General features: G+C 72.7%; 21 protein-coding genes. 11 read left to right on the plus strand and 10 right to left on the minus strand.

Annotated features, from left to right (window positions below; translation table 11 throughout):
* Positions 1-111 precede the first annotated feature (111 nt).
* Positions 112-849 carry a DUF4097 family beta strand repeat-containing protein gene (locus MOV08_RS21995; protein WP_275308619.1) on the minus strand — a complete coding sequence of 246 codons (738 nt, stop codon included), beginning with the start codon at positions 847-849 and terminating at the stop codon, positions 112-114.
* 281 nt (positions 850-1,130) lie between these two features.
* Here MOV08_RS21995 and MOV08_RS22000 point away from each other — a divergent pair, with 281 nt between their 5' ends.
* The gene (locus tag MOV08_RS22000; RefSeq protein WP_039641295.1) at positions 1,131-1,388 is read left to right on the plus strand and encodes a DUF1876 domain-containing protein; all 258 of its coding nucleotides are present in this window, start codon (positions 1,131-1,133) and stop codon (positions 1,386-1,388) included.
* A gap of 60 nt (positions 1,389-1,448) precedes the next feature.
* Here the strand turns inward: MOV08_RS22000 and MOV08_RS22005 are convergent, their stop codons facing one another.
* From MOV08_RS22005 to MOV08_RS22020, 4 genes are all read right to left on the minus strand, one after another.
* Positions 1,449-2,783: an LCP family protein gene (locus MOV08_RS22005; RefSeq protein ID WP_275311848.1), complete on the minus strand. Its 1,335-nt coding sequence runs from the start codon at positions 2,781-2,783 to the stop codon at positions 1,449-1,451.
* A gap of 279 nt (positions 2,784-3,062) precedes the next feature.
* Complete coding sequence (locus tag MOV08_RS22010; protein ID WP_039634920.1) at positions 3,063-3,257, minus strand: hypothetical protein; 195 nt, start codon at positions 3,255-3,257, stop codon at positions 3,063-3,065.
* 200 nt (positions 3,258-3,457) lie between these two features.
* Complete coding sequence (locus tag MOV08_RS22015; RefSeq protein ID WP_039634921.1) at positions 3,458-4,423, minus strand: M56 family metallopeptidase; 966 nt, start codon at positions 4,421-4,423, stop codon at positions 3,458-3,460.
* Between the two features lie 3 nt (positions 4,424-4,426).
* Positions 4,427-4,897: a BlaI/MecI/CopY family transcriptional regulator gene (locus tag MOV08_RS22020; protein WP_039634922.1), complete on the minus strand. Its 471-nt coding sequence runs from the start codon at positions 4,895-4,897 to the stop codon at positions 4,427-4,429.
* Positions 4,898-5,116: 219 nt separating this feature from the next.
* Between MOV08_RS22020 and MOV08_RS22025 the strand changes: the two genes are divergently transcribed.
* A complete protein-coding gene (locus MOV08_RS22025; RefSeq protein WP_039634923.1) occupies positions 5,117-5,692 on the plus strand; it encodes a TerD family protein in 576 nt (191 codons plus the stop codon).
* A 67-nt stretch (positions 5,693-5,759) separates the two neighbouring features.
* Here MOV08_RS22025 and MOV08_RS22030 read toward each other — a convergent pair whose 3' ends face one another.
* Entirely contained in the window at positions 5,760-6,215 is a 456-nt protein-coding gene (locus MOV08_RS22030) for a tellurite resistance TerB family protein (RefSeq protein WP_189858819.1), read from the minus strand.
* Positions 6,216-6,479: 264 nt separating this feature from the next.
* Here MOV08_RS22030 and MOV08_RS22035 point away from each other — a divergent pair, with 264 nt between their 5' ends.
* The 4 genes from MOV08_RS22035 (at position 6,480) to MOV08_RS22050 (ending at position 10,419) form a co-directional block, all read left to right on the plus strand.
* Entirely contained in the window at positions 6,480-6,704 is a 225-nt protein-coding gene (locus tag MOV08_RS22035) for a hypothetical protein (protein WP_240167606.1), read from the plus strand.
* Positions 6,705-6,834: 130 nt separating this feature from the next.
* Positions 6,835-7,272, plus strand: a complete 438-nt coding sequence (locus MOV08_RS22040; protein WP_039634926.1) for a DUF5994 family protein — start codon at positions 6,835-6,837, stop codon at positions 7,270-7,272.
* A 336-nt stretch (positions 7,273-7,608) separates the two neighbouring features.
* The gene (locus tag MOV08_RS22045; RefSeq protein WP_039634927.1) at positions 7,609-8,115 is read left to right on the plus strand and encodes a DUF6344 domain-containing protein; all 507 of its coding nucleotides are present in this window, start codon (positions 7,609-7,611) and stop codon (positions 8,113-8,115) included.
* Between the two features lie 1,047 nt (positions 8,116-9,162).
* Positions 9,163-10,419 carry a helix-turn-helix domain-containing protein gene (locus tag MOV08_RS22050; RefSeq protein ID WP_078875846.1) on the plus strand — a complete coding sequence of 419 codons (1,257 nt, stop codon included), beginning with the start codon at positions 9,163-9,165 and terminating at the stop codon, positions 10,417-10,419.
* A 76-nt stretch (positions 10,420-10,495) separates the two neighbouring features.
* On the opposite strand, the gene MOV08_RS22055 is transcribed toward MOV08_RS22050, so the two are convergent.
* A complete protein-coding gene (locus MOV08_RS22055; protein ID WP_039634929.1) occupies positions 10,496-10,675 on the minus strand; it encodes a DUF5708 family protein in 180 nt (59 codons plus the stop codon).
* A 346-nt stretch (positions 10,676-11,021) separates the two neighbouring features.
* Between MOV08_RS22055 and MOV08_RS22060 the strand changes: the two genes are divergently transcribed.
* Both MOV08_RS22060 and MOV08_RS22065 read left to right on the plus strand, forming a co-directional pair.
* On the plus strand, positions 11,022-11,600 hold the full coding sequence (locus MOV08_RS22060; RefSeq protein WP_039634931.1) for a LysM peptidoglycan-binding domain-containing protein: 579 nt from the start codon (positions 11,022-11,024) through the stop codon (positions 11,598-11,600).
* A gap of 181 nt (positions 11,601-11,781) precedes the next feature.
* On the plus strand, positions 11,782-12,132 hold the full coding sequence (locus MOV08_RS22065) for a hypothetical protein (RefSeq protein ID WP_039634933.1): 351 nt from the start codon (positions 11,782-11,784) through the stop codon (positions 12,130-12,132).
* Between the two features lie 84 nt (positions 12,133-12,216).
* Here the strand turns inward: MOV08_RS22065 and MOV08_RS22070 are convergent, their stop codons facing one another.
* Positions 12,217-12,624 carry a hypothetical protein gene (locus tag MOV08_RS22070; RefSeq protein WP_275308620.1) on the minus strand — a complete coding sequence of 136 codons (408 nt, stop codon included), beginning with the start codon at positions 12,622-12,624 and terminating at the stop codon, positions 12,217-12,219.
* A 318-nt stretch (positions 12,625-12,942) separates the two neighbouring features.
* On the opposite strand from MOV08_RS22070, the gene MOV08_RS22075 reads away from it, so the two are divergent.
* Positions 12,943-13,704, plus strand: coding sequence for an alpha/beta hydrolase (locus MOV08_RS22075; protein WP_420834198.1), 762 nt, complete (start codon positions 12,943-12,945; stop codon positions 13,702-13,704).
* A gap of 61 nt (positions 13,705-13,765) precedes the next feature.
* Here the strand turns inward: MOV08_RS22075 and MOV08_RS22080 are convergent, their stop codons facing one another.
* Entirely contained in the window at positions 13,766-14,167 is a 402-nt protein-coding gene (locus MOV08_RS22080; RefSeq protein ID WP_039634938.1) for a cupin domain-containing protein, read from the minus strand.
* A 52-nt stretch (positions 14,168-14,219) separates the two neighbouring features.
* Here MOV08_RS22080 and MOV08_RS22085 point away from each other — a divergent pair, with 52 nt between their 5' ends.
* On the plus strand, positions 14,220-15,263 hold the full coding sequence (locus tag MOV08_RS22085; protein WP_052286825.1) for a helix-turn-helix domain-containing protein: 1,044 nt from the start codon (positions 14,220-14,222) through the stop codon (positions 15,261-15,263).
* Positions 15,264-15,372: 109 nt separating this feature from the next.
* On the plus strand, positions 15,373-16,488 hold the full coding sequence (locus tag MOV08_RS22090) for a CapA family protein (RefSeq protein ID WP_275308621.1): 1,116 nt from the start codon (positions 15,373-15,375) through the stop codon (positions 16,486-16,488).
* A gap of 75 nt (positions 16,489-16,563) precedes the next feature.
* Here the strand turns inward: MOV08_RS22090 and MOV08_RS22095 are convergent, their stop codons facing one another.
* Positions 16,564-17,457: an HpcH/HpaI aldolase/citrate lyase family protein gene (locus MOV08_RS22095; RefSeq protein ID WP_275308622.1), complete on the minus strand. Its 894-nt coding sequence runs from the start codon at positions 17,455-17,457 to the stop codon at positions 16,564-16,566.
* Position 17,458 lies beyond the last annotated feature (1 nt).

Consider the following 17,458-nt stretch of genomic DNA (forward strand, 5'->3'; position numbering starts at 1 on the left):
CCGTCCTGAGGGGCGACCGTTGCGATGTCCCTCAGTCCAGCAGCCGCCGGCTCCGCGGTCCGGCAGCTTTCCGACGTGGTGGTGCCCCCCTCGTGGACGGGCCCGGTGGGCTCAGCCGCCCGTCGTCCCGACGCGGATCCCCCCGTTGCTGGTGTTCAGATCGAGCCGGTACCGCCCGGCCGGGTCGTTGTGGACGCCGATCTTCTTCGCGCCGTTGTCGGTCTCCGCGGACACCTGGTACCGGGCGTCCGGCACGGTGACCGCGACCGCGCCGTTGGTCGTCCTCGCCCGGACGTCCTGCGGCCTCGTCGTGGTGAGGTCGATCGCGCCGTTGGAGGTCTCCGCTTTGATGCCGGTGCCCGCCAGGCCCTTCCCGGTGATCGCGCCGTCGGAGGTGTGCACGTCCACCGCGCCGGACACCCCGTCCAGGTCGATCTCCCCGTTGCTGGTGGTCAACCGCACGGAGGCCACCTTGGAGAGGTGCACCGCGCCGTTGGTGGTCTCGCCGGTCACCGGGACCGTGCCGGGCAGGTCCACGGTGTAGGTCACCGAGCACTGGTCGCCGCAGCCGCCGAGCACCAGGGTCCCGCCCTCGACCCGGTGCGAGGGACCCGTCGGCCGGTCGCCCCGGTAGGTGACCTTGCGGTGCACGCTCACCGCGTCGCCGCCCTGGCCGCCGCGCACCGTCACGCCGCCGTTGGACGTGTCCACCCGCACCGACGTGATCTTCTGCGACACCGTGGCGTCGTCGGAGAAGGTCTCGCCGACCACCAGCCCGCACGCGCCGAGGGCCAGTACCCCGGCCCCGGCCAGTGCCACGGCCCCGATGAAGCGGACGTGCCTGCGCATGAATTCCCCCCGGAATCCGGTCTGTTCACGGCTCCGGGAAGGTGCCCGTCGCCCCGCGGTCCGGGCCCGTGCCGCGGCCTGCCGGCCGCCCGCTCCGGGCCCACGGCCACCGACTCTAGGGGCCCGGGCACCCGCCGGACCATGGGGCTAACCCCCGGGTCCGGTGGGGGAGCGCCTCCGGGTGCGGCCCCTGGGCGCCGGTGCGACGCTTGAGTGGTGGGGGACTGTTCCCCTGCGGTACGAGGAGGCTTCCGGTGACCGGCACGGGTGAGCGTACGAAGATGTGGAACACCGAGATCAGCATCGTCGAGACCGGCAGCGAGGTGAAGGCCGAGGCCCGGCTGCGCGGCAAGGAGGGCGGGCAGATCGTCGGCGCAGGAACCGCCAGGTGCAATCCGGCGGACGAGAACGTCCCTGCCATCGGGGACGAGTTGGCGGTGGCGCGGGCGCTGTCGGATCTCAGCCATCAGCTGCTCAGCCGCGCCGCGCACGACATCGAGGTGCGCACCGCGCGCCCCGTCGAGCGGCTGCACGCCTGAGGGGACGGCGGTACCGTGCCCGGGCGGACCGGTCGCCGTCCGTCCGGGCGTCCGCGTGCGTCAGCCGGCCTTCGCCGCGAAGTCCGGACCGACCGTGAGCGTCACCGCACCCGGCACGGCCTGCGCCGACTCCTTCGTCGTGGTGCCGGGCAGCCGTCCGGCGAGCACCTCGGCCTGGGTCTTGAGGCCGGTCGGGTAGCTGACCGTGGTCGTGTCGGTGCTCGGGCCGTTGTCGGTGAAGACGACGGTGAAGCCGAGCTGCCGCAGCTTCTGGGCGACGTCCGCGGCGAGGCCCTTGGTGCTGGTGCCGTTGAGCACCCGCACCCGGACCGAGCGTGCGGTCACCGGGTTCTTCTGGGCGTCGGCGAACTTCTGCTTCCCGGCGGCGCCGATCTCCCGGTCGTGGGCGAGGTCGCCGAACAGCTCGGCGGCCTGCGGATACTGCCAGACCACGTTGGCCTTGTCGGTGGGGACGTCCGCCTCACGCGGATAGGTGGGAACGGTGAGGAAGGTGAGGCGGTCGGAGGGGATGTCCTTGACCGTCGAGGCAAGGCTGGTGAGCGCGTTGATGCTGTCCAGGCCCGTGTCGGTGGTCAGGGACTTGGTCGCCGAGTCGAGGAAGTCGTAGAGCGAGGTGGGGCTGGTCAGTTTCTCCTGCGCCTTCTTGCCCAGCGCCTTCATGAACTCCTGCTGGCGGCCGATCCGGCCGAGGTCGGAGCCGTCGCCGACGCTGTAGCGGGTGCGGACGTAGCCGAGCGCCTTCTCGTCCTGGATGTTCTGGCAGCCGGCCTCCAGGTCGAGGTGGGCCTTCTTGTCGTGGATGGCGTGCTTGGGGCAGACCTCGATGCCGCCGAGCGCGTTGACCATGCCCTTGAAGCCCTGGAAGTCGACCGAGACGAAGTGGTCGATGCGCAGTCCGGTGTTCTTCTCGACGGTCTTGATGCTGCACGCCGCCGCCTTGCCGACGTTCCCGCTGAGGCCACCGATGGTGTACGCCTCGTTGATCTTGAAGTGGTGCGGGGTGGACTGCGTGCCGTCGCCCTTGTCGCACGCCGGGATCGGCACCCAGGAGTCGCGCGGGAAGGACACCGCGGTGGCCCATTTGTGGTCGGCGGAGATGTGCAGCACCATCAGCGTGTCCGACTGCATGGTGGTCAGGCCGCTGCCGTACTTCCCGCCGGTGCCGGCCCGGCTGTCGGAGCCGACGACCAGGATGTTCTTGGAGCCGGGGCTGAGGTTGACCGGCCGGTCGGCGCCCAGTTCGCTGTTCACGTCCGCGCCGTGGATGTTGCCGTTGAGGTGCTGGTACACCCACACGCCGGTCCCGGCCGTGCCCAGCAGGAGCACGCCGACCACCCCGCCGGTCCAGGCCACGATCCGGCCGCGCCGGGTCATCCGGGTCTTCCCGGGTGTGCCGGAACCGCCGGCCCGCCGCCGCTCGGCACGGCCGCCCGTGGCACGCTCGCCGTCCTCCGCCGCCGGACCCCGGCCGTTCCCGTTGCCCCGCCGGGCCGCCTGCCTGTGCGTCGTCCTGTCATGCACGCCGATGGCCCTTCTGGTCCTTCTGGAGCTGGTCTTGCTGGGTGGAGGTGTGCGCGGTCACGGGGGAGGGCGCGGTGCCGGCGGGCGGCGGGGCCGGCAGGGGGCCGCGGGGCGGCGGCCCGCACCGGTGGGTCAGATGCCCTCGGTGGGCAGCAGCCGTACGGATTCCGGGTCGTAGCGGAGCCACTGGGGACGGCTGCCGCCGGCGACGGTGCGCAGCAGGCACCACTGGTCGCCCGCGCCGTCCGTCCACCAGGCACTGATCCGGCCCAATTCCCAGGCGCCGTCGGGATATTGGACCTCGACCGGTTGGTAGACCCATCGCACCTCCGCCTCTGGAGGCGGGCTGTCCCAGGTCAGGGGTCCGCACCTCGTCGCCATCTCCCCCTCCGGCAGCGCCCGTTGCGCATGTCAGCCGCAACCCTACCGGCAACTTCTACAACGCTGTAGAAGTTGTTTGGTGTGCACCGGATCACAAAAAGATATCCGCCGCGTGGCGAGCTGGAGAGTCCGGGATCAGTGTGCCCTCACCACGGCGTCGCTGCCTTCAGAACGAGGAACAGAGCGACCGATGCGTTCAGCGCGGAGAGTGCGGAGGCCGCCGTGCCGGCCGCCGCGACCAGCGCGGCCAGCCCCGCCGGGGTCAGCGCCGGCGGCCAGGTGCGCGCCGACGGCACCGGACCGAGCAGCGCCGCCACCCGCCGTGGCACCGGCCCCGGTTCGGGCGAGGCGAACTGCACCGCCCCCGGGTACGGCGCGGGCCGCGAGATCAGCGCGGCCTTCCCCACCGCCCGGGCGGTCAACCGCCGGTCGCCCACCGCCCGTGCCGCCTCCTCGTCCGCCCACCGCTCGGCGCTGAAGGCGACCGCGGAACGCAGCGGCAGCAGCAGCGGGTTGACGCACCCGGCCAGCCGGACGGCGAGCAGATAGCGGTGGTGACGACAGTGCAGATGCGCGCGCTCGTGGGCCAGCAGGGCGCGCCGCTCGTCGCCGTCCAGGCTGCCCAACATGCCCCGGGAGACCGCGATGCGGCCGGGCCGGGCCGGCCGCCCCGGCCGCGCGGGGGTGCCGGGCACCGCGTAGGCGTACGGGGTGTCGTCCGGCAGCACCGCCGGATCGGCGCCGGACGGCAGGACGTCCAGCGCGCGGTGGGCCCGCTCCCGGATCCGGTGGGCGCGGCGCAGCGCGGTGCCGCACACCACGAGGGCGGCGGACAGCACGAAGATCGCCGCGATGCCGGCCACCTCGGCGTAGGGGACAGCGGCCCGTACCTCCGGGTCCGACCAGCCGTCCGGCAGCGGATTGCCGGGCAGTTGGGCGGTGCCGACGACCACCAGCAGCCCCAGGCAGAGCGTGCTGCACACGCCGAGGACCACGGCCAGCAGGGTCAACAGGCGGGTGGTGACCCGGGGATGGAGGTGCTGTTCCGCGAGCCGGGCGATCGGCAGGGCGGACAGCGGCAGGACGAGCGGCAGGAAGACGAAGACGCCCACCGGTCACCCTCCGCGCGCTTCGTCCGAGGCGTCCGCGCGGCCCGTACCGGGGGCGGGGTCCGGGGCGCCGTCGTCCTCGGCGCGGGCCAGCAGGCTGCGCAGCACGTCCTCGTCGTGCGCCGAGAGCGCGGAGACGAAGCTGGTCAGCACGGCGTCCCGGTCCGGTTCGCTGTCCAGGACGCGGCGCATCCGCAGCGCGGCGAGCCCGGCCTCGTCGGCCGCGGGGGTCCATACGTAGGCCCGGCCGGCGCGTTCCCGGGTGACCGCCCCCTTGGCGTGCAACCGGGACAGGATCGTCATCACCGTGGTGTAGGCGAGGTCGTCGCCGAGGCGCTCCTGGACCCAGGCGGCGGTGGCCGGTCCGGGCGCGTGGTGCAGCGCGGCCAGCACCTGGGCCTCCAACTGGCCCTGTCCGCGCCGGGCCCGCTCCCGCCCGCTTCCGCCGAGGGCCTTGCCGAAGGGTGTTCCGCCCATGTCGTCGCCTCCCGTCGCACCGGGCGCCCCACGGGCTGGGACGCCGGGGCATTTTACGGCGGCGACCGCCGCGGCCTTGGGGCCGTCCCACGGGTTGCACCCGTCGGCGCCGCTCGCCACCGGCTTACTTCTACACTCCTGTAGTTTTCCGCCAGGTACGAGTTCACCGCCGGAGACGGTCCACGGCAACCGGCACCGGCCACCACCTGGAGGGAAGCCATGGGAGTCTCGCTGGCCAAGGGCGGCAACGTCTCGCTGACGAAGGAGGCACCCGGTCTGACCGCGGTCTCGATCGGCCTCGGCTGGGACGTGCGGACCACCACCGGCGCCGACTACGACCTCGACGCCAGCGCGCTGCTGTGCACCGACACCGGCAAGGTCGCCTCCGACCAGCACTTCGTCTTCTACAACAACCTCACCAGCCCGGACGGCTCGGTGCGGCACACCGGCGACAACCTGACCGGTGCGGGCGACGGCGACGACGAGACCGTCGACGTCACGCTGGACGGCGTCCCGGCCGAGATCACGAAGATCGTCTTCCCGGTCTCGATCCACGACGCGCAGAGCCGCGGCCAGAACTTCGGTCAGGTGCGCAACGCCTACATCCGCGTCGTCAACCAGCAGGGCGGCGCCGAACTGGCCCGCTACGACCTGACGGAGGACGCCTCGACCGAGACCGCGATGGTCTTCGGTGAGCTCTACCGGCACAACGGGGAGTGGAAGTTCCGCGCCGTGGGCCAGGGGTACGCCTCCGGGCTGGCGGGCATCGCGGCGGACTTCGGCGTCAACGTCTGACGCCCGCGCCCGGGGGGCGGGGGCGGCGGGGCGCCGCGGCCCCCGCCCCCGCCCGCTCCGCCCGCGCTCAGACGTCGAACTCGGCCGGAGCGATCCCCAGCGCGAAGCACACCTCGCGCACCACGGCGCGCTCGGTCGGGTCGAAGTCGCCGTCCGCGCCGCCGATGACGATGCCGATCTGGACCACCGCCCGCGCCTCCACCGGCTTCTTCTTCACCTTCCCGATCTCCTGCATCAGCGCGACCTTGCCGAAGTCGAAGTCGGCGGCGAGCTTGTCCAGGCAGCCCTCGAAGCGGACCCGGAGGTCCTCGGCCGGGAAGTTCTGCAGCACCTCGTTGGTGGCGATCAGCTGCGCCACCCGTCGCCGCTCGGACGGGTCGACGACCCCGTCCGCGGCGGCCACCAGGGCGCACATCGCCATGCTCGCGTCGCGGAAGGCGCCGCTCTTGAGGTCGTTCTTCTTGGCGACGAGCTGGTTCTGCATCGTCTGCGCGGAGTCCTTGATCCGGTCCCACAGTGCCACGTGAATCTCCTCGGCTGGTCGTGCGGCGAGCATGCCAAGGGCGGGCCCTGGGCATGCTTCAGGCATGAGTTTGGTCATGCGAAAGTAAAATCTACAGCCCTGTAGAAGGTGCGCGGATGCCACCCCCTGTCGTCATGGCCAGCTTTGGCGCGATATGCCCGCAGAGTGCGGAGTACGGTGGAGAAACCACCGGAGAGCGAAGAGTTTCCAAGAACGCCCGGGATGCCGGCATACGGGACGCCCGGGAGTATGCGGGTGAGCGCCATGCAGACCTTCTTGTCCGTGCTCGTGCTGCTGGCCCTGGTCGCGATGGGCGTGCTGTTCATCGTCCGGGTCAACGCCCAGACGGCCGGTCGTCCCACCCCGCACCGGTACGCGCACATGAAGGAGTCGTTCCAGCAGCGGCTGCACAAGCACGCGCACGGTGCCGGCACCGGGACGCGCACGACGGGCCCGCCGCCTTCCCGGGAGCCGGGCGACGACCGGTGAGCACCCCGGCCACCGGCCCCGCCCGCCCGTCGCCCGACCACGGCCCCGCAACGACAGGCCCTGCCCGGCCCCTTCCGCCCCCGGCGCCCGCGGTCGTCGCGGTCGCCACCCGTTGCGTCAGGAGCGCCGTATGACCACCGCCCCCGAGGGCCGCTCCCCGCGCCCCGGCTCCGCGCGGCACCACGCGCCACCGCCGGTGGCCCGACTGGCCATCGCCCCGCACGGCGAGGTGACCCGGCGGATCGACGGGGTGTGGTGGCCGCACTCCACCGACCTGGTCTCCGAACTCCCCGAACTGCTGGCCGCGTTGCCCTTCGACTGGCCGCGGATCACCCATGCCACGGTGAACGGCCCCGGCTGGCCCGCGCTGCCCGGCCGGATCCTCGTCGCCGGCCACGTCGTCCGGCTGCGCCACACCGCCAACCGCCCCGGCCCCGACACCGTCTGCCTGGTCTCCGCCGGCCACGGCCGCTGGGACCTGCTGATCCTGCCGCCGGCGACGCCGGAGCCGGACGCGGTCCGGGCGATGGCAGAGATGGCGCGGACCGGGACGCCGACACCGGCCTGACCGCGAGCTGACGCCGCCTCACACGTCGGACGGCCGGCCCCGTCCAGCGCTGCACCGTCGAACACCGGCATACCCCGGGAGTCCGATGCGCGCATCCGCAGACCCCGCTCCACCGCCCCCGCAACGGCCCCGACCGGGTCGCTCAGCATGCCCCGACCTCCCCGCGGCCTGGGGCTTTCCGGCTGCCGTTACGGCGGACGGGTGGTGTTCATCGGAAGAACGCCGATCCGGGGGCGTCGGTCCGTGAATCCTCCCATTGCGTACTCATCATAAGAAAACGCAACAGAAGGAACGCGTGGATCCCTCCCCGGGGTCCCCACCCGAAAGCGAGGAATCATGGCTGCGACCAAGGTCATGAAGTTCTGGGCGGCCTGCCTGGCCGTCCTCGGCAGACTGCTGGCATCACTGGGCGTCTCCCCCGCCGCGTCCGCGGCCCGCCGGGACGCCGCGCTCTACGAGCGGACCCTGGGCAGCGCCGCCCCGGGCACGGACGGCCCCGAGGCGCTGGAGGGCGCCGAACCCGGTCACGATCCGGGTCCACTACCCCCTGCCGTGCAGGCGGCCAGGCCCTTCGTGCCCGCCGCGCGCACCGCGCCCCGGTACGGCCAGGAGGGTTCCGTCCGCTGCCGGGTCCCGCTGCCGATGCTGCCGCCCACCCTCAAGCAGCGCATCCGCGCCGAGGCCCACGGCGCCTCCCCCACCTCCCGCGTCGGCCGCATCACCGGTTCCCGGGCGCTCCGTGCCACGTCGTACGGCGCCGAGGCGTACTTCGCCACCGCCCCGCTCTCCGCGGCCATTCCGGCGGCCCGTCGCCGCGAGCACACCACCGCCCGTGCCGCCTGAACCGCCTCCGCGCGTCTGTGCGTCGACTTCACGACGCCTCGCACGGCCCGCTGCGGCACACCGGTGGCACCAGGTCGACCGACCCGCCGCACCCGTTCGCACCCGCCGGTACCGGCATCACCAGCCGGCGTCTGGGCGCACACCACTGAGCGCAGGAGCAGGCGCAGGAGCAGGGGCCGACGCAGGGCCTGAGCCAGAACCCGCGGCAGCATCCGCGGCAGCAGCACCTGAAGCGGTATCCGAAGCAGAATCCGACGCGGCGACCACGGCAGTCCCCGGGCGGCGCTCGTGCAGCACCCGCAGCGACACCCATGGCGACACCCGCAGAAGTACCCACGGCGACGCCCACGGCAGTACCGACAGCAGTACCCACAGAAGTACCCACGGCAATACCCACAGACTTTGATGTGACGTTGCGTTCGACGTCGACGGGACGACGGGACGAGACCCGTCGGCCGGACACGAGAGGCCGCCGCAGGAGCCGGTAGACGGCCGGGCATCCGCGGGTTTCACGTGAAACGGCGCACGGCGGAAGGCCGTTCGGACTCCGCGACCGGGATCGGTCCCGGCGCCGGGCGAGCGGAGCCTCGCCGGCCGAGTCGACCGTGGAGCGCACCGCGACGGCGCCGAGTGCGCCGGGCAGGCGACCGTGTCGTCGCGACGGGTCACATGGCACCGCACGCCGGGCGGCAGAAGCCCGACGCCGTGCGGCACTTCGGGGGTGGCGGCGCGACCGTGTCGCGTTTCTCGTAGACGTAGCCGTCCGGGAATGGGCGGCTCATTGGCATGTCCGGGGTCGTATTTGACCGGCCAGCCGGTATTTTCCGATGGAGCGCGAGGTTATTCCCTGATCTTCCCTCGCACTTAGTAATCCGGACACCAATGGAAAAAGGGTTGTTCGGCGGTGGCGTGCGGTCCGGTGGAGGCGTCGGAATCCGTATCGACTTCCTGTTGACTGCTTGGTAAAGTGCGCGCATTCCTTGCGGCTCGGCGACGTGGAGATCCGGCCGGAGTCCTCAACTGTTCGCAATCCGAGGGGTTTGTCGCATGCCTGAGCCGGCGGACACCGGGCGGCGAATCAAGGAGCTCCGGGTCAGCGCGGGAATGACCCAGCACGAACTCGCCGGGTCCGACGTTTCCGCGAGCTACATCTCCCTTGTCGAGCGTGGTAAGCGACTTCCCAGTGGCCGCGCCCTCAAGATCCTGGCCGCGCGACTCGGCGTCGGTACGGCGGACATATCCGGCGTGGTCGAGCGGCCGGAATCCACCGGCCGCGTCCGCCGCCGCGACCTGGTCGGTCGATTGGTGGCGGCCCGCCGCCGCTGGGAGGGCGGCGATCCCGAAGGGGCACTGCGGGAATTCCGTTCGCTGGTCGGGACGGAACCGGTCGGTCGCCCCGACGACGTGTACACCGAGTCCCAGCTCGCCATCGCGGAAATTCTGGGCGCGCTGGGCCGCGCCGACGAAGGGGCGGCCGTCCTGCTGCGCATGCTGGACGCGCTCGCCCCCGTCCCGCACGCGGAGGCCCGGCTGCGCGGCCTGATCGCCCTGGCCGACCTGCTGGAAGCGGCCGGCCGGGTGCAGGACGGGTTGCGCTACGCGCTCACCGGTTCCCTGGAGGCGGCCGACACCCAGGCGCCCGCCGGTGCCTTCCACTCCTGGTACCTGCTCGACGCGCTGACCCGCTGTGCCTACTGGAGCGGCTGTGCCCACTGGGCGCTGGAGGCCGGCACCGGCCTCCAGGAGTGCCCGGCGGACGGGGTGCTGCCGGGGCCCCGCGCCGGGATCGCCCTGCACCGGGCGCTGGATCTGTGGGACCGCGGCGAGACCGACCGGGCGGCCGGGCTGCTGGCCGAGACCGCGCGCCGGGTCACCCCCGCGGCCGGCTTCCGGCTCTGGGAGGCCGTCAACGGCCGCCATGCGCTGCTGCTGCTCGACCGCGGCGAGCCGACGGCCGCGCGGAGCATCGTGGAGCGCGGCCTGGTCGTCGCCTCGGTGGCGCGGGAAGCGGACTTCCCGCTCTGGCTGAGGACCGCCGAGGCGGTCTGCGCGGAATCCGCGGGCGATCGTGACCGGGTGTGGGTGCTGGGCGAGCAACTGTCCGCGCTGCCCGATTCCGGACGGTGCCACGAGAAGGCCGCCGCGCTCTCGGAGATCGCGGCGGCCTGTGCGCGGCTGGGGGACCGGGAAAGGGCGGCCGGGCACTTCCGGTATTCCGCCGAGCTGTTCCGGCGGGCGCAGGCATATCGGCACGCCGATCGGGCCCGGGAACGGCTGGCCGGACTCTACGAAATGCGGAACTGACACCCACCCGAACCGACTTGTCGGGATATTCCCTGTCCGGAACGGTGCGACGGGCCCGCATCGCCGTGCAGCGGCCCTATTTGCTTTCCTTCTTTCCCAAACCCATGAGGGCGAACAGCGCTTCCGCCCCGCCGACGATCGCCAGAACGAGCCCGGCTTTGTGAAGCGAGATCACCGGTGTCTCCATTCGCTCGGTGGTGAGCCACAGGATGACGCCGACGATCGCCAGCAGAATTCCGCCGACAATGCCCTTCATGAATTCCCTCGTCCCTCGTCGCAGAGCCGGAGTTGGTTGACCTCACCAGCCTGCCGCCCCGTTCGGGCGGAAGGATCATCCGCAGGTAGGCACTTGGTCCGGCGCCGTCTGCCACTTTCTCTGTACGCCGCGCCCCGGCGCCGGCAGGGAATACCCGGTCGTGCGGCCGGAATTGGCCGTGCGCTCCGCGCGCCGCCCCGGCCAGGGACCCGCCCGGGTGAAAAAGCCATCCCCTCGGCCCACCTGGAACTGCCGTGTGCCACGCCGGCGGGTTTCCTGGTGCCTGCCCCTCAGTCGTGGCGCGCACGACGCCGCGACGCCGCTGGAGCACGCAGGAGGAAGTGCCATGCCGTCGCCGCTCGCCGGCCGCGCCGCCGGATCGACCCCGTCCACACCGCTGGGCCTGCTCTGCCTTCTGCTGCTGGTGGTCGCGGCGGGCCCCGCGTTCGCCGGCCCGCCGCCGTCCGGCACCGACTGGGACCAGATCGCCGCCTGCGAGAGCAGCGGCGACTGGCAGGCCAACACCGGCAACGGCTACCACGGCGGCCTCCAGATCTCCCCGGCCACCTGGCGGGCCTACGGCGGCGTCCGCTACGCCGCGCGCGCCGACCTCGCCACCCGCGACGAGCAGATCGCCATCGGCGAGCGGATCGCCCAGGACCGCGGTCTGGCCCCCTGGCCCAACTGCGGCCGGCTGGGCAGCTCGTCGTCCGACCGCGCCCTGCTGCGCGTCCGCCCCGTCTCCCACACCCTCGCGGCCCCCGCCGACGCCTACACCGTCCGCCCCGGCGACTGCCTCTCGGCCATCGCCCGCCGTGCGCGCACCCCCGGCGGCCCCTCCACCCTCTACTCCCTCAACAAAGCGCGGCTGAGCCGCGGGCCGGACCATATTCTCCCCGGGCAGAACCTGCGTTTGCGGGGATGACGCGAACGGGGTGAGGCAAACGGGGGGCCGTCACGGTGAATCCAGTGGTCGGTCAGGGTGAACGCGGAAGACGGGCCGTTGTTCAGGCTTGGTCGATGTGGGGACTGCCGGTAGGCAAGGCCGCGGGTTTATCAACCGCGAGGGGCAGGACCACACTGTGAAGAGAACGAGTCCCAAGAAGATGGCTGTTGCGGGTCTTTTCGGCCTGCTCCTGGTGGGTGGCGGTGCGTCGCCGGCCATGGCCTGGGATGTCTGGGGGGACGGTCCGTTCAATGCGAACGGTGACACCGTCAACAAGTTCATCGCCTCGTTCAACTGTGAGGGTCGGGCGCGATTCTGTATCAACGGTGCCGTCAACAGCGGCAACACCAAGAACGCGGAGAACGTGTGGATCAACGGGAATCCCAGCTCCAGCGGCAGTCCCACGAACAGCAGCGGAGCCAACAACTCCGGCTCCACCGCCAACGGAAGCCAGTCCGGCAGCGGTAACAAGCAGCAGCACCTCGGCCAGGGCAGCAGTCTGCACCTGTGAGCTGACCGCGGAGCGCCGCAAGAACACCTCAGGCCCCGGGAGGACCGGGGCCTGAGGTGTTCTTGTCGGATGGTCCGGAACGGCTCAGCGAAGGAGCTTGAGGATCCGGGAGGTGTCGTTACGGCTGCCGCTCTCCGAACCCGTCGCGGAGTTGAGGCTGTTGGTCGAGCCGCTCGCGGTCTCGATGTTTCCGCTGTCCACGGGGTTGCCGCGGTTGAGGAAATTGTTGCTGTTCTTGTTGTTGCCGCTGCGGACCGGACCGTTGATGCACGGGTGCGGCGACTTCGTGGCCGGCGACTTGTAATTGAAGTCGGCGAGGCGGTTGTTGCACATCACGCCGGAAATCATGCCGGTGACGGTGCCGAGGTCGGCGCCCGCCACCGCGGACAGTAGAGAATCGTCCGGAAGGGTCTGCGCCTGCGCGATTCCGGTGCTGAACAACACCAGTCCGCACGCCCCGGCGACTGTTCCCGCCTGCACTAGTCTTTTCACGACGCTCCTTGCCTGATCTGCCTGCTGAACCCAGACGTATCGTGCTGCGGTTGTCCGCCGGCGCTGTCGACAACCCGCAGGGAGCCAAACCCTCGCCGGCCATATTCAGCCGGGTGGCCCAACCGCCCGCCCGGCGCCCGTCCGGACCCGGGCGGGTGGTCGGGGCGGGTCGCGAGGCGGGGGAAACCCCCACCAGGAGTGGACGGTCCGCCGGATGGGCGGGCGGCGAGGGCGCCAACGAGCCGGGGAACATAACGAGTTACCCGGCCGATCGCCGCGGCGTGCGCCCGCAACGGGGGGGCGCCGCTGGTGCGCAGCATGAGCACGGCGAACGAGGTGCGGGACGTCGACCGGCTGCGGCAGGCGCCGGGCGAGCGGAAGCTGTCCGCCTGGGGCACGTCGTACGGGACGTATGTGGCGGCGGTGTACGCACAGACGCATCCGGACCGTACGGACCGGTGGGTGCTGGACAGCACCGGCGACCCGGACCCGGCGCGGGTGGCGCGGGGCTGGCTGGCCCACATGGCGCAGGGGGCGGACGACCGGTTCCCCGACTTCGCGGCCTGGGCGGCGGACCCGGCGCGCGTCGCGGACGGCCTGCGACGGGCCCAACGGGCCGATCAGGTACGCCCGTTGGTGCTGCGGCTCGCCGCGGAGCTGGACCGGGCGACGAAGCCGTCGAACGTCCCGGGGGCGCCGTTGACCGGCAACCGGCTGCGGCAGGCACTGCAGAACGCGCTCTACGGCGACGCGACCGCCTTCGCCGGGCTGGCCGCCCTGATCAAGGAGGCCCGGGACCCCGCCGCGGCGCCGCGGGTGCCGGCCGACCCGCCGGTCCGGATCACCGACCGGGGACCGGCCGACATCATGATGATCCAGAACCTCCGGGACCCGGCGACGCCGTACTTCGGGACGAAGAAGATGCGGGCGGCGCTCGGGCGGTGGGCCCGCATGGTGACCGTCGACCACGGCGGGCACGGTGTGTACCTGGCGAACGGGAACGCGTGCGGGGACCGGGCGGTGACCGCGTTTCTGCGGGACGGCCGACGGCCGCGGCAGGACGTGTACTGCGCCGGGTGAGGCGCGGGGGCCGAGCCGTGTGGAGGCGACCCGGCCCCGTGCGTGCCTTCGGGCCCCGCGGTCACCCCAGCGCGTGCCCCGTGGTCACGTCCACGTGGTCGGGGACGTCCTCGTGCCGGTCGCCGACGGTGGACGTCCCGGTGGGCTCGAAGAGCAGCAGCGACGCGCCGGACGGGGCGGACGGCTTGTGCTCGGTGCCCCGGGGGACGGTGAACACGGCGCCCTTGGGGAGTCGGACGGTGCGCTCCCCGGTCGCCTCCCGCAGCCCGAGGAACAGCTCTCCCTCGAGCACCAGGAAGAACTCGTCGGTGTCGTCGTGGGCGTGCCACAGGTGCTCGCCGGCGACCTTGGCGACCCGGACGTCGTAGTCGTTGACCCGGGTGACGATCCGGGGGCTCCACAGGGCGTCGAAGGAGGCCAGCGCGGCGCCGAGCTCCAGGGGCTGGTGCGGGTGTGTGTTCATGAACCGATCCTGGTCCGCCCCGCTCGGGCGGTGTGAGTGCTAGGAATCGCATATGTCGCAACGATCCTTGCAACCGGGCCGGGCGCCGGGCCGCGCCCCCGGTCGCCCGCACCGCGTCGTCGTCATCGTCGATCAGAACTCCAACCCCTTCGAACTGGGCTGTGCGATCGAGGTGTTCGGCCTGCGCCGCCCCGAAATCGGCCGGGAGCTCTACGACTTCGCGCTCTGCTCGGCGGAGCCGCGGACCCTGATGCGCGACGGCTTCTTCACCCTCGCCGGTGTCGCCGGCCTGGAGGCGACCGACACCGCGGACACCGTGATCGTCCCCAACCGCCCCGACGTCGAGGTGCCCCGTCGGCCCGCCGTGCTGGACGCCGTCCGCCGGGCCCATGCCCGCGGCGCCCGGCTGCTCGGCTTCTGCAGCGGCGCCTTCACCCTCGCCGAGGCCGGTGTGCTCGACGGCCGCCGGGCCACCGCGCACTGGCAGTGGGCGGACGCCTTCCAGGCCCGCTTCCCCGCCGTCCGCCTGGAGCCCGATGTGCTGTTCGTGGACGACGGCGACATCCTCACCGCGGCGGGCAGCGCCGCCGCGCTCGACCTGGGGCTGCACGTGGTCCGTCGCGACCACGGCGCGGAGATCGCCAACACGGTCAGTCGCCGGCTGGTCTTCGCCGCCCACCGGGACGGCGGCCAGCGGCAGTTCGTGGAGCGCCCGGTGCCCCGCATACCGGACGCCTCACTCGCCCCGCTCCTGGCCTGGGCCCAGGAACGCCTGGACGCCCCGCTCACGGTGCCCGACCTGGCCGCCCGCGCCGCGGTCAGCCCGGCCACCCTGCACCGCCGCTTCCGTGCCCAGTTGGGCACCACCCCGCTGGCCTGGCTCACCGGCGAACGGATCGCCCTGGCCTGCCGGTTGATCGAACGCGGCGAGACCCGCCTGGAGGTGGTCGCCCGCCGCAGCGGCCTGGGCACCGCGACCCATCTGCGCACCCTGATGCGCCGCGAGACCGGTCTGACCCCGTCGGGCTACCGCCGCCGCTTCGGACCGGACGTCGGCGAGGGACGCGCCGCCGTCCATGTGCCGCACGGCCCGTGAAACACCGCCCGGGAAGCGCGGTGTTTCACGTGAAACGCCGCCGCGGCGGTCGCCCGGGCCACCCCGCCGGCCGGCCCCTAACCTGGGAAAAGGAAGCCGGTGCGCGTCGATGACCGCTGAACCCGTCACCCTCGCACTCTGCGGCGATGTGATGCTCGGCCGCGGAGTCGACCAGATCCTGCCCTTTCCCGGCGATCCCGAGCTACGCGAACCGTACGTCCAGGACGCCCGGATCTACGTCGGCCTGGCCGAGTCGGCCCACGGCCCGGTCCACCACCCCGTCGCCTTCCGCTACCCCTGGGGCGACGCCCTGGCCGCGCTCGACGCCGCCGAGCCCGACGCCCGGGTGCTCAACCTGGAGACCTCCGTCACCCGGCGTGGCACCTTCGCCCCCGGCCGGGAGATCCACTACCGGATGCACCCCGCGAACCTCCCCTGCCTGGTCGCCGCCCGCCCCGACGTCTGCGTGCTGTCCAACAACCACGTCCTGGACTTCGGCCGCGAGGGGCTGGCCGAGACGCTGCGGGGCCTGGCCGCCGCCGGCCTGCGCTCGGTGGGTGCGGGCGCCGACGCCGAGGCGGCCCGCCGGCCCGCGGTGGTCCGTCTGCCCGGCGGCCACCGCCTGCTCGTACTCGCCCTCGGCATGCCCTCCAGCGGTATCCCGCGCACCTGGGCCGCGACCGCCCGGCACAGCGGCGTCCACTGGGCGGACGGCCCCACGCCGGCCACCGCCGCCGCGGTGGCCGCCCAGCTGCGCGCCCGGAAGCGGATCGGCGACCTGGCCATGGTGTCGGTGCACTGGGGCTCCAACTGGGGCTACGGCGTCCCCCGCGCCCAGACCGCCTGTGCGCACGCCCTGATCGACGCCGGCGTGGACCTCGTCCACGGCCATTCCTCGCACCACCCGCGCCCGGTGGAGGTCTACCAGGGAAAGCTGATCCTCCACGGATGCGGTGACTTCATCGACGACTACGAGGGCATCACCGGCTACGAGCGCTACCGCGACGACCTGCGCCCGCTCTATCTCGCGGCCCTGGAGCCCGACACCGGCCGCCTCCAGGAGCTGCGGATCGTCCCCTTCCAGGCCCACCGGATGCGGCTGCGGCACGCCTCGGCCGAGGACGCCCGCTGGCTCGGCGACCTCTTCGACCGCCTCGCCGGCGGCTTCGCCCCCGGCGCCCTCACCACCGACCCGGCCCCCGTCCTGACCCTGCGCCCGGCCTGAACGGCACCGACCGCACCCGGCACCGACCGCAACAGCTGCCGACCGCACCCGATGCCGACGACACCCGATGCCGCGCTACTCCTGCGCGCCCGCCACCGCCGCGGTCAGCGCCAGCACCCGCCGCGCCTCCTCCACGTGCAGGTTCTCCACCATCCGGCCGTCCACCGTGACCACCCCGCGGCCCTCCCGGCCCGCGGCCTCGAACGCGTCGATGATCTTCCGCGCCCGGGCCACCTCCGCCTCCGCCGGTGCGAAGACCCGGTTGCAGGGTTCGAGCTGCGACGGGTGGATCAGCGTCTTGCCGTCGAACCCGAACTGCTGCCCCTGGACGCACTCCGCCTCGAACCCGGCCAGGTCCCGGACGTCGTTGAACACCCCGTCCAGGATCGCCTTGCCCGCCTCGCGGGCCGCCAGCAGCGCCAGCGACAGCCCCGTCAGCAGCGGCGCCCGGCCCGGCACATGCGCGGCGTGCAGCTCCTTCGCCAGGTCGTTGGTGCCCATCACCAGCACCGTCAGCCGCTCGCTCGCCCCGGCCACCGCACGGGCGTCCAGCATCGCCCGCGGCGTCTCCACCATCGCCCAGATCGCCGTGTGGTCCGGGGCGCCGGCCTCCTCCAGCCGGCGCTCGACCTCCCGCACGGTCTGCGCGGACTCCACCTTCGGCACCACCACCGCGTCCGGACCGGCCTGTGCCGCCGCCCGCAGATCGTCCGCGAACCACAGGGTGCCCGGCCCGTTGACCCGGATCGTCACCTCCCGGCGGCCGTACGCGCCCGACGCCACCGCCGCCGCGACCCGCTCCCGCGCCGCCTCCTTGGCGTCCGGGGCGACCGCGTCCTCCAGATCCAGGATCAGGCCGTCCGCCGGCAGCGCCCGGGCCTTCTCCAGCGCCCGCTCGTTGGCACCCGGCATGTACAGCACCGACCGCCGCGCCCGCACGACCCCCTGCCCTTCGACCGTCGCACCCATG

This window comes from Streptomyces yunnanensis (assembly GCF_029011865.1).
Classification (GTDB): Bacteria; Actinomycetota; Actinomycetes; order Streptomycetales; family Streptomycetaceae; genus Streptomyces; species Streptomyces yunnanensis.